This is a genomic window from Knoellia remsis (assembly GCF_003002895.1).
In the GTDB taxonomy this organism is placed as follows: domain Bacteria; phylum Actinomycetota; class Actinomycetes; order Actinomycetales; family Dermatophilaceae; genus Knoellia; species Knoellia remsis.
The window spans coordinates 135521-150537 of the sequence record NZ_PVTI01000002.1; the positions used below are offsets into that span (position 1 = coordinate 135521).

10 protein-coding genes are annotated in these 15017 nt (G+C 67.1%); 3 read left to right on the top strand and 7 right to left on the bottom strand.

Annotation, left to right across the window (positions count from 1 at the left end):
- Window positions 1-2 precede the first annotated feature (2 nt).
- The 6 genes from BCF74_RS01970 to BCF74_RS01995 all read right to left on the bottom strand — a co-directional run bounded on the left by BCF74_RS01970 (window position 3) and on the right by BCF74_RS01995 (window position 6642).
- The gene (locus BCF74_RS01970) at window positions 3-407 is read right to left on the bottom strand and encodes a hypothetical protein (protein WP_106296283.1); all 405 of its coding nucleotides are present in this window, start codon (window positions 405-407) and stop codon (window positions 3-5) included.
- On the bottom strand, window positions 404-1165 hold the full coding sequence (locus BCF74_RS01975) for a DUF2637 domain-containing protein (protein ID WP_177426621.1): 762 nt from the start codon (window positions 1163-1165) through the stop codon (window positions 404-406). Before BCF74_RS01975 ends, BCF74_RS01970 begins: the two co-directional genes overlap by 4 nt.
- The gene (locus BCF74_RS01980) at window positions 1165-2136 is read right to left on the bottom strand and encodes a bifunctional DNA primase/polymerase (protein WP_177426622.1); all 972 of its coding nucleotides are present in this window, start codon (window positions 2134-2136) and stop codon (window positions 1165-1167) included. The genes BCF74_RS01975 and BCF74_RS01980 overlap by 1 nt, the downstream gene beginning before the upstream one ends.
- Complete coding sequence (locus BCF74_RS01985) at window positions 2136-3248, bottom strand: ArdC-like ssDNA-binding domain-containing protein (RefSeq protein ID WP_106296286.1); 1113 nt, start codon at window positions 3246-3248, stop codon at window positions 2136-2138. Before BCF74_RS01985 ends, BCF74_RS01980 begins: the two co-directional genes overlap by 1 nt.
- A 253-nt stretch (window positions 3249-3501) precedes the next feature.
- Entirely contained in the window at window positions 3502-4338 is an 837-nt protein-coding gene (locus BCF74_RS01990; protein WP_106296287.1) for an AraC family transcriptional regulator, read from the bottom strand.
- Between the two features lie 768 nt (window positions 4339-5106).
- Complete coding sequence (locus BCF74_RS01995) at window positions 5107-6642, bottom strand: MFS transporter (RefSeq protein ID WP_281257160.1); 1536 nt, start codon at window positions 6640-6642, stop codon at window positions 5107-5109.
- 514 nt (window positions 6643-7156) lie between these two features.
- Here BCF74_RS01995 and soxR point away from each other — a divergent pair.
- The 3 genes from soxR to BCF74_RS02010 all read left to right on the top strand — a co-directional run bounded on the left by soxR (window position 7157) and on the right by BCF74_RS02010 (window position 12175).
- Window positions 7157-7615, top strand: coding sequence for a redox-sensitive transcriptional activator SoxR (soxR, locus tag BCF74_RS02000; RefSeq protein ID WP_106296288.1), 459 nt, complete (start codon window positions 7157-7159; stop codon window positions 7613-7615).
- 460 nt (window positions 7616-8075) lie between these two features.
- Complete coding sequence (mobF, locus tag BCF74_RS02005) at window positions 8076-11606, top strand: MobF family relaxase (RefSeq protein WP_106296366.1); 3531 nt, start codon at window positions 8076-8078, stop codon at window positions 11604-11606.
- A gap of 191 nt (window positions 11607-11797) precedes the next feature.
- A complete protein-coding gene (locus tag BCF74_RS02010; protein ID WP_106296289.1) occupies window positions 11798-12175 on the top strand; it encodes a sulfate permease in 378 nt (125 codons plus the stop codon).
- A 36-nt stretch (window positions 12176-12211) separates the two neighbouring features.
- Here BCF74_RS02010 and BCF74_RS02015 read toward each other — a convergent pair whose 3' ends face one another.
- Complete coding sequence (locus BCF74_RS02015) at window positions 12212-14911, bottom strand: ATP-dependent DNA helicase (protein WP_106296290.1); 2700 nt, start codon at window positions 14909-14911, stop codon at window positions 12212-12214.
- Window positions 14912-15017 lie beyond the last annotated feature (106 nt).

The window sequence follows — 15017 nt, forward strand, 5'->3', positions numbered from 1 at the left end:
CCTCACCTGTTCATCCCGACACCCGAGCGCACCGGACCCTCGGGAGTAGCACTGCTGCGGCCGAACGCCGACAGTGGCGGCAACCGCCGTGCCCGGTCGGCGAGGTCGTGCATCCGGTTCGCGAACGGCGCGCGGGCGCGGCGGGCCAGCTCGGCCTCGAAGTCGATACCCCGCCCCGACAGCGTCGCGGCGTGCCGGGCGATCAGGTCCGTGGGCCGCACCCACTCCACACCCCGCGCCCGCCTCTCGTGTCCGGGCGTGCCCTGGTCGCCGCGGCCGACGTGGGCGGCTTCCACCGCATCCGGTGTGCCGGTCTTCTCGACCGGCTCCGGCCGCTCCTCCGCTGGCTCGGGGGTAGGCCGTCGCCGCTCGTGCTGCTCGTGTTGTTCGTGTGGGTTCCCGTTCATCGGGTCGCCTCCTCACCATCGGTCGTCTCAGGGGTCCTCATGTCAGGAAGGTGCGCAGCCGTGAACCAGCGCCCGACCGTGGACGGATGCACACCGAGTTCGCGGGCGATGCGCTTGTTCGACCACCCCGCGTCCCGCAGGTCCGCCGCCCGGCCCCTGCGCTCCAGTGCCGGCGCGGACGTAGACGTGTCGGGCACGTTCCTGCCCGCCCGATGGGCTGGCTCGACCGCGCTGTGCGGTGCGGTCAGCTCTCGCGGCGGTGACGGCGACGGTGCGTCGAGGACCGCGGGGGACGAGGCCGTGGGGTCGGATGCCGCGACCTCGGGACCGCCGGTGTCGGGTGCGGGGCGGGTGAGGATGACGGTCAGGTGGGTGATCGCCAGCAGCACCACCGGCGGCACCGCCGCCACACTCGCAGCGAGCACGCCAGGCACGTCGGCATCGGCGGCGACCACGGCGTGCAGGGCGTTGGCGGTCACCGAGACCGCAGCGCCGCCGATCAGCAGCACCCACGGATACCAAGCTGATCGGTGGGCGGCGAGGGCGACGACGGCGACGGTGGCGACGACGATGATGCCGTCCACGATCAGCGGCCACGCCCACGCCTGCCCGGCCCCGACGCCGGACCTCGCAGCCAGGTCCGCCAGCGCGGTGAACGAGAGCCAGAAGGCTCCGGCGGCGATGAACACCGTCCCCGACACCGCCGTCACCACCGCCCACCGGCGACCCGCTGTCCTGCTCGCGATCGGGGTGGTCATCACAGCCCCCGCGCCTTCGACGGCCCGGTTGACGGGCGGGCGGGGTCGGGGCGGAACCAGCCGTCCGCGGCCAGCGGCGAGGAACCCCGAACCGGTGACGACCCATCGCGTGCGTCACGCCGGGCGGGTGCGGGGTGGACGGTGCGGTAGGCGGAGCGGACCGTGGTGGCGATTTCGCGCTCGGCGAGCCCGGCGTGACCGGCGGCCGCGGTCAGCACGTCCAGCGCATCGGAGGCGGGGAGCCCATTTTCCGCGAGCCGGCACGCCGCCCAGAACAGGCCGCGGTTCCGCTCACCCTCGCCACGCGCCGCGACCCACGCCGCCAACCGGGACACGTCCACATCGACGTCCCGATCCGGACCGCCAGACGCGGGACGGCTCGGTGTGGGGCGGGGGTCGAGGAAGTCCCGCAGCCGCTGCGCATCCAGGGTGCGGGCGGGGCCGGTGTTGATCGTCTCGACCCCGTAGGCGACCGTGGTGCCCTCGATGGAGCGGAGTGAGGGCGGGACGATGATGTAGCCGCCGTCGCCGCGGAAGTCGATCCCCGCGCGGGCCGCCTGCCACGACCGCTGCTCCATGCCGGGTGTGGCCGGGTAGTAGGCATGCATCCCACCGGTGGGCGTGCGCACCAGCAGCTCCCAACCCTCCACCAGCCCGGCGCGGTGGGCGAGGTCGAACCCGGCGCGGCCATCGACCGGGCCATGCACATCCACATCCACCACGACCACACCGGACGCGGCGCCGGTCGGGACGCCGATGTTCGCGCCCGGCGACTTCCGCCACCACGCCTCCACCTGATCCAGGTCCGTGGTGGCGTCGTGGAAGCCATGCTCGGTCGCCGGCCGCTTCCCGACCGGAGCGCACGGGAACACCGGCACCCCCGCAGCCGCGAACTCACGCGCGGCCGCCGACAGCGGCCACGACCCGCTCATCCGCAGCAGCACCGATGAGACCGCGCCGTGCTCGGCCATCACAGCCCCCGACCCTCGAACGCCGGCACCGCGACGGGTCGCGCACCTGGCTCAGGCAACGACGCCACCCGACGCGGAGCAGCCGGCTCGGCAGCCGAGCGCGCATGTGCGGGTGCCTCCCGCCGGGCTGCGTCCCGGTCCAAGCCGGGCGGGGTGCCGTCGCCGATCTGCTCGGTGTCGAGCTGGTCCAGGATCGCCAGGGCCGTCTTGCGGACCCGCTCCCCGGTCGCCTTGACCACCTCGACCGGCTCTCTCCCATCGACGCGGGCCGCCCAGGTCGACACGTACGGGATCGTGTAACCGCTCGTGTCCATCCCGTGGGCGGCGCCGATCATCAACGCCACCGACTCGGCTTCGACCTCGCCGATGCCGCGATGCTGCCGCGCCTCCTCGGCGTCGGGGCCGTGCAGGAGGACGTGGCCGAGTTCGTGGGCGAGGGTCTTGACCTGCGCGGCGGGGTCCATGTTCTCCCGCACCGCCACGGTGTTCGCGGTGTAGTCGGTCATCCCATTCGCGCCGTGGATCATCCCCTCGTGCGGCACCCGCAGCACCGCGAACCCCGCCGCCTCCACCTGCGCGGCCAGGCCGTCCCACAACCCGGCAGGCGCTTCGCCTTCCAGTAGCCGCGGTGCCGGCGGCTCGGGGATCGGGTCACCGGACGTCTGCGATGCGTCCCACACATACGCCGGGCGGACGCCGACCATCTTGGAGCGCACCACCTCACCCGGCCGGGGCTTCTCACCCTTCCCGAGCCGCCGCCAGGAATCCGCATCCGCGGGGTTCGCCGAGGCGAACCGGCCGGTCACCGGCGCGAGAATTTGGTAGCCGGGCTGGCCCTTCTCCACCTGCCGGCCGAGCTGCTGCCACTGCTTGTAACCGGCCACATACGACGGGAACGGCTCCGACACCCGGCCGGCCTCGAACGCCTCCATGTGTTGAAGCCAGATCAAGGTGGCGTTGTTGAAGCTCCTCGACCGGAACCTCGCGGCGAACGCCAGCGCCCGCGCCCAATCCGGCCCCGACACTAGCCGCTCGACCGCGCCGGTCAGCCGCTCGTGCAGCTCATCGAGCTTCGCCTCGCGTGCTTCGCGGGCTTCCTGCCTCGTCGCCATCTGCTCTGGCCTCCTCCCGGCATCGACCGCGCCCAGCACAGGGCGGCGGTGCACCAACTAGGTGCGCCAGGAGAACCAGCAGGTATGTCGAGACGGTCAGCGAACCAGTCGGTTCGATAGGTCGGCCGTCAGGAGAACTCGTGATGCGCCTGACGTAGGACATACCGGCCTACCGGCAATTTCGTGCTCCGTGGGGTTCGGTGCCGGGATGCTCCCGATATCCCGCTCGTGATGCTCAGATCGGGAGCGGCGTTCAGCTCGCGCGAAGGGTCAACTGTCGGTACCGGGTGGGGGTGAGACCGACGTACTTGCGGAACTGCTGGGCGGCGTGCCCGCGGCTGCGCCAGCCGACCTCCCGCATCGCGGTCTCGATCGGCAGGTCGGTCTCCCGCAACGACTTGGCAAGGTGCTCGGCGCGCAGCATGGTCAGATACGCCAAGGGTGTCTTGCCGTAGGCGTCGGTGAACACCCGACTGAGCTGCGAGGGCGACAGATGCACCCTCACTGCCAGAGCGGCGAGGGTCCACTGCTCCGCGGGTGCCTGATGCAGCAGCTCGGCGGCCCGGCGAGCCTCGGCACGCAACGGCGCGAACTGGCGGTGGCGCGGGAGGGTGGGCCGGATGCGCGCACGTTGGGATGGTGATATCCGCACCGGGGAGACCTTGACGAACGGGGCGATCACGTGAGCGATGCTGAACCACACCGCCTGCACCCGGTAGAAGTTCTGGGCGAAGCCGCCGTCGATGCTCCGCTCGACCAGCTCGTCCAGCCACGGCATGAGCATGCCCGCGCGCTCCTCACCGAGGCGGAGTATCTGCGCCGGATCGGAGTAGACGGTCTCGGCGAGCCCCTGGGCTTCGAGCCTATCCTGCAACAGCCCGGCGTGCTGCCAGAACACCTGGTCGATCACGTAATCGGTGTCCAGGTAGATGGTGGTGACGGTGATATGCCCCTCGGGCTCCGAGCCGCACAGCACGTTCGCGCCGAGAATCACCGCGTCGCCGACGTTGACGGGCTTCTGCCCGAACTCGCTGAACAGAATCGCCGAGCCCGACCTGACGACGATCACCTTCACACAGTCGTAGGCCACCGGACCCACCGGCGAATGGACTGTTCGCGTCCGCGCCAGGATCGGCTGATGATCGTTCGACCTTGACGACATCGACATCCCCGTGACGCGATGAGGTCGCTAAGGCCGGCCGAGGCGGCGTGCGATCGCCTCCTCTGCTCGGTTCAGTTCGGTTCCGAGTCGCCGGACGGTCTCCGGTGACAGGTCGTCTCGGTTCGCGCACATGGCGATTTCCTCGTTCACGTCCCGGACGAACTCGATCACAATGCGCTGTGCTGTTGAGAGCTGGGCACCCTTGCCCTCCGGCTCCGCGCGTCGCGTCGCGTCGCAGAACCCACTCGACGCGATGTTGCCCCGGACGCTGTGGTGTCTTCTTGTCCGCGGTCGGTGATCGTGTACACGACCCTGCGGCCCGGCCATGTCCCGGTGATGAGCCCATCGTCTTCGATGTTCGTCAGCCCCAGGCGCGAGATGCCAGACCGGAGTGGACGGTCTGATCCACCACAAGTGGGGACGTGATCGACCAGGAGACGCACGCGCGTGCTTCTCGGATACGTAAGTTCGGAGTGCCGTCCACGAGCGTGCTGGCCCACACGAGCCAGAGACTTTGTGGCCGTCGATCGTGGACATCTTCGTTGGTGGGCATCGCTACGCATTGCATGCCCTCAGCACTGACCAGTGCCGAACTAGAAGGGCTGCGGCCTCGGGTACGGAGCACTCTCGGTTGCGACCAGCCGGGAGCGCTCCTAGCCACAAGCACGAGAGCGTTGTGGTGGACATGATCGGGAATCAATTGGAGTCCATAGACAGATGATCCTCGTCCTCGTTCACACGCGGGCCGCGAGAAGGGACGAGGAGCAAGAGAGCCACGACGACGGACATCAGAAGACATACCGAGCCGACGCCGATCTGCGTTAGGTGCCAAGAGGAAGTGAATGCGTCGACTTCGGCGCCGTGGGCGCTGGTGGCCGTAGTGTCGAGGTTGCCGGCGGCGACATCGGCCGCGTGGCTGGAGTCACCCAGTCGGTCGGCGAGGAACCCTATGAGCGAGGCGCTAAACACAGCGATCACCAGAGCTTCTGCCGCACCACGGAGCGTGTTGAGGAAGCCAGCGGCGGTCCCGACGAGCCGCGCCGGAGCTAGGGCCATCGCCTGGCCATCAGTGATACCAAACGAGGCCCCCATGCCGACCCCGATCAGCAGCAGCGGGACCGCGACGAGCGCCGTCGTGTTTTCTGGACCTAGGACTACCAAACTGAAGTTGCCCGCGACAACGAGCACGAGCGCGGACATGATCAGCAGTCGCGCCGAGATGCCACGATTGACCAACGTGACAGCGAGGGTGGGGGTAACCACCACGGGCGCTGTCAGCAGCAGCATCGTCAAACCCGCAGCCGCCGGGGTCTGACCTGCAACAGCCTGCAGGTAGGTCGGGAGGAACACCAGCGCGCCGAGGAACCCGATTGAGGTCGTCAAGGTCGCGAGACACCAACCCATGAATCCGCGGTCAGAGACGAGTTCGGGCGCGAGCAACGGGGAAGCGCTACGGCGCTGGGCGATAGCGAACAGAACCAATGCCACCACGCCCACGGCAAATGCCAGCAACGTCATCGGGTGAGCCCAGCCGACCTCCGGCGCTTCAAGGAGAGCAAACATGAAGGCGCTGAGAGTCACGACGAACAACAGGCTCCCGAGCCAGTCGGTACGGTTGTGAGCGGCGTGAGTTTCTTGAAGCCGCGCGGCTCCGCCCGCGATGAGTGCGCCAAGTACTGCGAACGTGATGAAGCTGCCGCGCCATCCCGTCAATGCCATCAGAGCACCGATCACCGTCGGCCCTACCGCGATGCCGACCCCGGCCAAGGTGCCCATGAACGCGAAAGCACGGTTGCGGGCGCCTCCTTCGTAGCTCGATGCCAGCAGCGCTCCGCCCGCAGCCATCACTCCGGCACCACCGATACCGGACACCACCCGTGCGATGTCTACCACGATGACCGATGGCGCCAACGCTGTTGCAAGGAACCCGCCAGAGAACACGACTGAAGCGATGATGAAGATTCGACGCCGACCCGCGCGGTCCGCGACTGCGCCTGCGATGAGAGTCATTGCAGCAAAGGCCAGGTTATAGCCGGCGACGACCCAATTCAGTGCCGAGCCCGAGGCGGCGAGTTCCCGACCGATACTCGGTAGTGCGATGGCTGTGCCCGAAATCGACATCGCTACTAGACCGACACCGACCAAGACAACCGGCAGAGTCAGCCGGGATGGCGGACGTGGCACGTTCCCGAGTGACACATCCGGGGTAAAACTGGTCGCTTGAGAGTCCATTGCTATTCCTTCCAGTCGTGCGCCAGCCGCACATCGACACGACAACGAGGGAGCAGGGCCCGGCCGAGCTTTCGGCTCAAGCGCCGCCGCTGAAGTGCCTTGGGAGGCGTGCGTTCTGCCGCTTCTAGGGGCATACGTTCACGCTAGAACCTCAACAATGGTTCAGGTCAAGTGCGGCGCTGCTCGCCAACGGATGCGACTCCGGCTGACTGAGGAGCCATCTGGCGTGAAGGTCGTGAGACTGGGTGTTGCCCCAACCGTGAGACCACACCTTGTCCACTGTGAGGTCGCGTTCCCCGCTGAGTCTGGCCTGACGCGATGGTTGGCTGGGCAGCCCGTTGCTTGACCTGAACCATGGTTGAGGTTTTAAAATGTGGGCGTGCGGGTGTCGCTCCGGCATCAGGCAGCGGAAATGAGTGCGTTGGGCTTGCTTCGCGAAGCTGGCGTTCCGGAGGTGTCGAGGTGGTCGCCGAAGCGACTGGCACCATCGACCATGAAAAGGTGCAGAGCGACTATGAGACGTCCGAACTGGCAGCAGACTGAACTTTCAGTCGGGGAAGTCTCGGCGCGCTCCGGCGTCGCCGTGTCGGCACTACACTTCTATGAGCGCCAGGGTCTCATTACGAGTGCGCGCACATCTGGCAACCAGCGTCGCTACCGGCGAGATGCGCTTCGCCGCGTCGCGCTGATCCAGATAGCGCAGCAGGTCGGTATTCCCTTAGCAACGCTTCGCGGCCAGCTGGAGACCCTGCCGCAAGATCGAGCACCCAGCCGTCAGGATTGGGAGCGACTCACAGCGGAATGGCGGGTTGAGCTAGACCAGCGGATCAGGCGTCTCGAACAACTCCGGGACAAGTTCACAGACTGTGTGGGATGTGGGTGCCTGTCTATCGACAGGTGCATGCTCGCCAATCGGAATGACCAGCTCGGAGAGGCGGGAACCGGGCCGCGTCGGCTCCTCGACGGCGAATGACTCCGGCGCCAAGCGTCCATGCCGTCCTGACCTCAGGCCGCTTGCTGTGAGACCGGAGGGCGGGTGGCTGCCAGCACTAATCCGAGTGAGCGTCGGCGGTCCGCCGATCGCATCCGTTACGCGAGGGCCACACGAGACTCCATACGGGGCCGAGACGCCAGGAGAACAGTGCGCGCCGTTTGACAGCCGACTTGGCGCACTGTCGGGTCTTCGCGTAGGGGAACTGCGCTAGGTCGACGATCCCTGGCCAGCGTTCCGTCTTGGAGTGCTGTCGCCGTTCAGGTCATCGCCCAGGTGTCCCGAGGGGTGACGCACGAGTTTCTGACAGGCTCTCCGTGATGCCTCTATTCGAGGTACCACGCCTCTTGCAGGTCGAGGTCAACCTAGGTTGACGGCGCGTTCGCGCGGTCGTCGTCCGCTCACCTGTCCACCGAAGGGCGGTGGCGTGGTGACGGTCTCGATGCGCGTGATGAGCGCGGGTGATGGCTACAAGTACCTGCTGCGCACGATCGCGGCCGCGGACGGCGACCGTGAGCTGTCCACGCCTTTGACGAGGTACTACGTGGAGGCGGGAACACCACCGGGCCAGTGGCTCGGGTCCGGTGTCGCCGCGCTCGGCAAGGGTCAGCTCGTCGTGGGGGATCGAGTGTCGGAGGCTCAGCTCCAGCTTGTGATGGGCATGGGTCGTGACCCGATCACCGGCAATCCCCTCGGGCATGCGTTCCCCGCCTACAAGTCGGTGCCGGAGCGGATCGAGGCCCGGATCGCCGACCTCGACCCGGACCTGAGTCCCGGCGCGAAAGGTGAGGCGGTCGCGCAGATCGAGGGCGAGGAGACCGAGCGCGGCAGGCGCCGTGCTGTGGCGGGGTTCGACTTCACCTTCTCGGTCCCGAAGTCGGCCTCGGTGTTGTGGGCGGTCGCCGATGCCGGCACGCAGGCGCTCATTTGGGAGGCGCATCATCGGGCGGTTGCGGAGGTGGTTGCGTTCATGGAGCGCGAGGTTGCAGCCACCCGCTCGGGTGCAACCGCCGGTGACGGTGCTGTTGCGCAGGTCGATGTGACCGGCCTGGTGACGACGGCGTTCGATCACTTCGACTCCCGCGCCGGCGACCCCCACCTGCATACCCACGTCGTCATCAGCAACAAGGTGCAGACCGCGTTCGACGGCAAGTGGCGGTCCTTGGATGGTCGGCCGATGCACGCCGCCGTGGTCGCGCTCTCGGAGCTGCACGAGGCGGTGTTCGCCGACCAGATGACCCGCACGTTCGGCGTCGAGTGGGAAGCAAGGGACATGGGCCGGGACCGGAACCCGGCGTGGGCGATCAGCACCGTGCCGGAGGAGCTGGTCCAGGAGTTCTCCACCCGCGCAAGGCACATCGACGCCGAGACCGATCGGCTCATCACCGACTACGTGAGCAAGCACGGGCGGCGACCGTCCCCGGCCACGATCGTGAAGCTCCGCGCGCAAGCCACTCTGTCCACGCGGCCTGAGAAGGAGGTGCGGTCCCTGGCCGACCTGACCGCCGAGTGGCGTACCCGCGCCACCGGCGTGCTCGGCCACGACGCCACCGGCTGGGCACGCACGATCACCGACAACGACAAGCCATTGCTGCTGCGTGCCGATGACGTCCCCTTGGACGCGATCGCCGAACTCGGCCAGACCGTGGTCGAGGTGGTGGGTGAGAAACGGTCCAACTGGCGGCGATGGAACCTCATGGCCGAGGCGTCCCGGCAGACGATGGGCTGGCGCTTCGTCACCATGCACGACCGCGAAGCCGTCGTGGGGATGATTGCCGACGCCGCCGAATCCGTATCGCTGCGATTGACGCCGCCCGACCTTGCCACCAGCCCGGCCGCGTTCCGGCGGGTGGACGGCACCAGCGTGTTCCGGCCCAAGCACTCGACCGTGTTCTCCTCCGAGCTGCTCCTGGCCGCCGAAGACCGACTGCTCGACCGCTCCCGCACCACGACCGGGCCGACCGTGCCGCTGGCGACGGTCGAGAAGATCGCCGCTCGTCCCGATGCCGAGGGGCGGATGCTCGGCGAGGATCAGGCCGACGCACTCATGAAGATCGCGGTCTCCGGCCGTGTCCTCGATGTGCTGGTCGGACCGGCCGGGGCGGGGAAGACGACGGCGATGTCCGCACTGCGTCGGGCATGGGAGAAGGAAAACGGCGCCGGGTCCGTGGTCGGGCTCGCACCGTCCGCGGTGGCCGCGCAGGTCCTCGCCGACGACCTCGGGATCGCTACGGAGAACACGGCGAAGTGGTGGCAGAACCACCTCGTTCACGGCGAAGACTTCCGGGCCGGTCAGCTCGTCATCATTGACGAAGCCTCCCTCGCCGGAACCCTCTCGCTGGACCGGATCACGCATCTGGCCGAACGAGCCGGGGCGAAGGTGCTGCTGGTCGGCGATTACGGCCAGCTCCAGTCCGTGGACGCAGGCGGTGCGTTCGGGCTCCTCGTCGGTGACCGGGACGATGCTCCCGAGCTGGTCGACGTGCACCGGTTCACCCATGAGTGGGAGAAGACCGCCTCCCTCGCGCTGCGGCACGGTCGCACGCAGGTGATCGACACCTACCTCGACCACGACCGCATCCGCGATGGCGAGGCCGAGGCGATGAGCGACGCCGCCTACACCGCCTGGCGCGCCGACCGGGAGCGCGGGTTGGTGTCGGTGCTGGTTGCTGAGACCCGCGATGACGTGAGCGCCCTCAATCAGCGTGCTCGTGCGGACCTGATCCTCGACGGCACGTTGAAGCCCGGTCGGGAGGTAGAACTCACAGACGGGACCGCTGCCGGCGTGGGGGACACGATCATCACCCGCCGCAACGACCGTCGCCTACGGGCCGGGAAGACGTGGGTGCACAACGGCGATGCCTGGACCATCACTGGCGTTCGTGACGACGGGTCGGTCACGATCCGCCAGGCTGGACGCCGGTTCGGCGGTTCTATCGTCCTGCCCACGGCCTATGTGGTCGAGCATGTTGATCTTGGTTACGCGGTCACGGCGCATAGGGCTCAGGGCGTCACCGTCGATACCGCGCATGTGCTGGTGGAGCCGACCACCACGAGGGAGAACTTCTACGTCGCGATGACCCGCGGCAAGCACGCCAACCGCGCCTACGTGATCCTCGACCGGCCCGACGAACACGCCCACCCGTATCCGGGCGACAACGCCGACGCCACCGGCCGGTCCGTGCTGTTCGGGGTGCTCCAGCACGTCGGTGCCGAGCTGTCCGCGCACGAGACCATCACCGCCGAGCAGGATCAGTGGGGGTCGATCGCGCAGCTCGCCGCCGAGTACGAGACCATCGCCGCCGCTGCCCAACGAGACCGCTGGGCCACCCTCATCCGTGCCTCTGGCCTGACTGCCGAACAGGCCGACGCCGCGATCGAGTCCGAGGCGTTCGGGGCGCTCACCGCGGAACTGCGTCGCGCAGAGGCCAACCACCACGACCTCGACACCTTGTTCCCGCGGCTGGTGGCCGCGCGCGGGTTCACCGATGCCGACGACATCGCCTCCGTCCTGCACTACCGGGTGACCCGCGCCACCGCCCGCCCGGCCAGCTCGGGCCGCACCCGCAAGGCGCCACGGTTGATCGCCGGACTGGTCCCGTCCGCCGACGGCCCAATGACCCGCGACATGCGCCACGCCCTCCATGAGCGGCGCGAGCTGATCGAGACCCGCGCAGACGCCGTGCTCGACACCGCTCGCGACGCCGGAGAAGCATGGACGCGGCCACTCAGTGAGCCACCGCGCGACCCCCGCAAAGCAGCGGCGTGGCGACGCTACGCCCGCACCATCGCCGCTTACCGCGACCGGTACGGCATCACCGAGGACACGCCCCTTGGTCCAGTTCCGGAGAACGCTGCGCAGAAGATCGACCGGGCCAGGGCCGAGGCCGCGTTCCGCCAGCTCGCCGGCCAGCCCGAACCACACCGGCAGCACCGCCCACCCGCTCCGACCCGGCAGGGCCCGAGCCTGTGAGAACAGGCATCCCGATCGTGGCCGAGGCCGGTGCCCTTCCGCATGTCGGCGCCCCGTCGTAGAATTCGGTGCAGGTAGCGCCATAGTTATGCGCCGTCGACCGGTTCGGCGGCATGGCCCATCGCTTCGGCGACAAGGCCCTCTCAGGGAAGTTCGTTCGCTACAGAACCCCGAGGAGAGGACTGTCCGCGATGATCCGCCTGATCTGGAACCTCAGCATCCGTACCCGCCTGTTCCTGCGCACCTGGATGCCGACCAACATCCTGCTCGACGCGATCCGCACCAGGCGCGGGCTGCGGTGGGGCATCCCGGCGATGCTGCTCGCCGTCCCGTACCTGCTGATCGCGAACCTCTGCGTGCAGGCCATCGCCGAGAACGGCCCCGGTTGGCTGCACCTGGTCGTGTTGTGGGTGATCTGGAACAGCCTGAAAATGCTCTGGATCGGGCCGGTCAGCGTGATCCTGCTCATCGGTGCGCGCCTGCGCGAGCGTGCCGAGCGCCGTCGTCAGCAGCGTGCCGAGGTCAGTGAGACAACCCAGGAGTCTCGGGCCGACGCGCTGGTGCACTGACCCCGCGGTCAAACTCCACCGCAAGGCTACGTCTCCTCAGGGCCGACGCCGCCGGATAGGAGTGAGACCCCTCCGCGACGATAGGAGCGCGACGTCTTTCCTGGTGTCCGCAGCCCGGAACCCGCTGATGACCGCCTGCTGCGTCTCGGGCGACCAGTAGATCCGCAGGTCCTGCCGGGCCCGTGTGACGGCAGTGTAGAAGATGTTGTGCGTGATGTCGTCCTCGTTGGCGCTGGTGATGACGACCTTGACCGCGTCGTACTCCAGGCCCTGGGCCTTGTGGATGCCGACCGCATACGCCACCTGGAATGGGACGGTGGTGGTGTCGGTGTCGTCGTCCTCATCACTGATGTCGATGTCGTAGACCGCGAATCGCACGGTCGAATCGGAGACCCACTGCAAGTCGGAGTACTCCTCGACGTCGAACTCGGTCACTGGCCGGTCGAGCCGAACGTCGAACTGAATGCTGCCGTCGGAGGCCTGGATGTCGACGATGGTGCCCTTGAGGTTGTTGTAGATCAGCGGTTTGAACCGGTTGGTGTCCGCGAACAGGACCGGGTCACCGGCCTTGTACGCCGCCGGCCCCCACGGGACGGCGGGCGAGGTGTTGCTGGCCTGCAAGAACCGGTTGATGTTGTTGATGCCGTACAGGCCGTCGTAGTTCAACGCCAGAATGATGTCGTCGGCAGAGTGGTTGTCGAAGAGGCTGGCATCCAGGGCGGTCGAGTACCCGTTGCGGGCGATGGCCTCGGTGATGCCCTCGTCGAGGTTGCGGACCTTGGTCCAGAAGTCGATGAGGTCATCACTGCTGGTGCGGTACGGCGTAGCCAGCTCGAAGATGGAAGACGGCTCGATGTAGGACCGAACGATGTTGAACCAGTTACCGAATCTGATGGACTCGATCTGGAAAACGTCCCCGACGAGCACGATGAGTTTGAAGCTGGTGTTCTGCAGGATGTTGAGGAGGTCGGCGTTACTCACCGTCGAGCACTCGTCGATGACGAGCAGGTCGAAGTCGCCGGTGGGGTTGTGCTTGTGGCTGGCGATCGTCCGGAAGGTGGATTCTGGCGCGCTCACGCGGCGGCGCAGGTTCTCGACTGCGGGGTGGGTGTTGGCGAGGAACAGCTTCTGATTACCACCGAAGTAGTTGGCGATGTGGTCGACCATGCGGGTCTTCCCTGTCCCGGCAGCCCCGTAGACGAGCGCCACGCGGGACTGAGCGAACAACCTGATGAGTGCCGCTCGCTTCGCGGTGTCGTCCACGGTGTGTGCCGTCGTCCCAAGCCACTGTTCCACCGCGGCCGTGTACCCGCTGATGCCGCTGGCCGCGTGTGCCTGGAGTTTGGTGACGATGTCGTGGGTGTCGTCCTCATAGCTCTGGATGAAGACGTGGCCGTTGTCGAGGACGAGGTTACGAGCGGGCCGGTGTTTGTAGTACAGCTTGCTGTTGTAGGTGGCGATGAGGGCTGCTACGTCGCCGAGGTCCTCGAGTTCGGCGATCGGCGTGTACAAGATCCCGCGATCCTCGACATTGCGCTGTACGCGGCGAGCCAACAGCTCGTGGGTGCGGCCAGCGGTATCGAGGCTGTTGATGAGGTCCCAGAACCGCGGGTTGTGGGCCCGCGGTGCGGTGCAGAACGGCATGTCGTCGAACGGGATGCACGAGTAGCTGACGTTGAGGTTCGAAAGGCGGGTGTTCGGTTCCCAGTGGTACTGCGCCTTCAGCCAGTCGTTGCGCATCCGAAGAAGCAGGTAGCGCAGGAGATTGTGGCCGGGCCTCTTCCCGCGGATGATGCTGCGCGCCTCGTCGATGGCAGGGAAGATCTGCGGACTCCGGGAGGTGGCCGTTCCCCGTGCCTTGACGTCGTTGTACCACTCATCGGAGGCGTCGATGAGGTCCAGCAGAGTTGAGCCGCCGGTCAAGCCAGCCATGACGAACTTGTACTCGGCAGAGTCCGTCCGCACCTTCGTCGGCCTCCCGACAAGGCTGGCGAAGTGGTCGACCTCGCACGGCCGGATGGACACTTCCCAGTTGCGGATGAGGGTCACCGGCATCTGCTGCCCAAAGACTTCGATGCTGGCCGCCTGAAGGCCCAGGTTCGCAGAGTAGTTGTCCGCGATGTCCATGTCGGTGAACCCAATGATGCGGTCGGCCTTGCTCACTCGATTGACGGCCTTGTAGAACGTGACCTCGTAGAATACTCGGCCGCCGGTGACGAACGGCCGTGTCTTGTGGATGTAGAACCGGTCGTGACGGGCCGAGGTTGCCCTGCCCAGCTTGTCGATCTCTATGGCGATCTTCTCGTGGTACTCAGCGAGCGCCGGGTCCTGGTCGAGCGGAAAAAGCTCAAGGTTGCCGAGAATCGCGACGCTGGTTTCGTCGTACAGAAGCGTGCGCAGACGTAGCATGTACTCGTAGTAGCGGAGCATGAGTCGTTCCGAGGTGTCACCGTCGAATGTGTAGTGAGAGACCGACGGCTTCAGCAAGGTGTGGAACCTTGTGACGAAGTTCAGTCGACCGTTCGCCTTCACCCAGGAGAGTGCGGCCTCGATCGCGTCGTAGTTGTACTCGACGTCCCCTCTGCCGGTGTGCAAGCGCACGGCGACGCCCTCGACCAAATTCCGTAGCTGCCCCAGGACGTTCTGGGATAGGAGGTCACGCTGACTACGCAGCGTGGCGATGTTGGCGCAGATGACTGCGTCGGCGGCCGTTATGTGTTCGGCAACGTTGGTCATCTTGAACCTCCAATGAAGCAGCGACGACACAGATTCCCTCGATACCAAGACCAAAGAGATGGGCCGACCACGATGCACGGCTCCCGGTGATTGGTAGGCGACTGGT

What these genes read in the sequence shown, in the direction of transcription:
- BCF74_RS01970 (WP_106296283.1), bottom strand. Translation starts at nt 407, where the DNA reads ATGAACGGGAACCCACACGAACAACACGAGCAGCACGAGCGGCGACGG.
- BCF74_RS01975 (WP_177426621.1), bottom strand. Translation starts at nt 1,165, where the DNA reads ATGACCACCCCGATCGCGAGCAGGACAGCGGGTCGCCGGTGGGCGGTG.
- BCF74_RS01980 (WP_177426622.1), bottom strand. Translation starts at nt 2,136, where the DNA reads ATGGCCGAGCACGGCGCGGTCTCATCGGTGCTGCTGCGGATGAGCGGG.
- BCF74_RS01985 (WP_106296286.1), bottom strand. Translation starts at nt 3,248, where the DNA reads ATGGCGACGAGGCAGGAAGCCCGCGAAGCACGCGAGGCGAAGCTCGAT.
- BCF74_RS01995 (WP_281257160.1), bottom strand. Translation starts at nt 6,642, where the DNA reads ATGGACTCTCAAGCGACCAGTTTTACCCCGGATGTGTCACTCGGGAAC.
- soxR (WP_106296288.1), top strand. Translation starts at nt 7,157, where the DNA reads ATGAGACGTCCGAACTGGCAGCAGACTGAACTTTCAGTCGGGGAAGTC.
- mobF (WP_106296366.1), top strand. Translation starts at nt 8,076, where the DNA reads ATGCGCGTGATGAGCGCGGGTGATGGCTACAAGTACCTGCTGCGCACG.
- BCF74_RS02010 (WP_106296289.1), top strand. Translation starts at nt 11,798, where the DNA reads ATGATCCGCCTGATCTGGAACCTCAGCATCCGTACCCGCCTGTTCCTG.
- BCF74_RS02015 (WP_106296290.1), bottom strand. Translation starts at nt 14,911, where the DNA reads ATGACCAACGTTGCCGAACACATAACGGCCGCCGACGCAGTCATCTGC.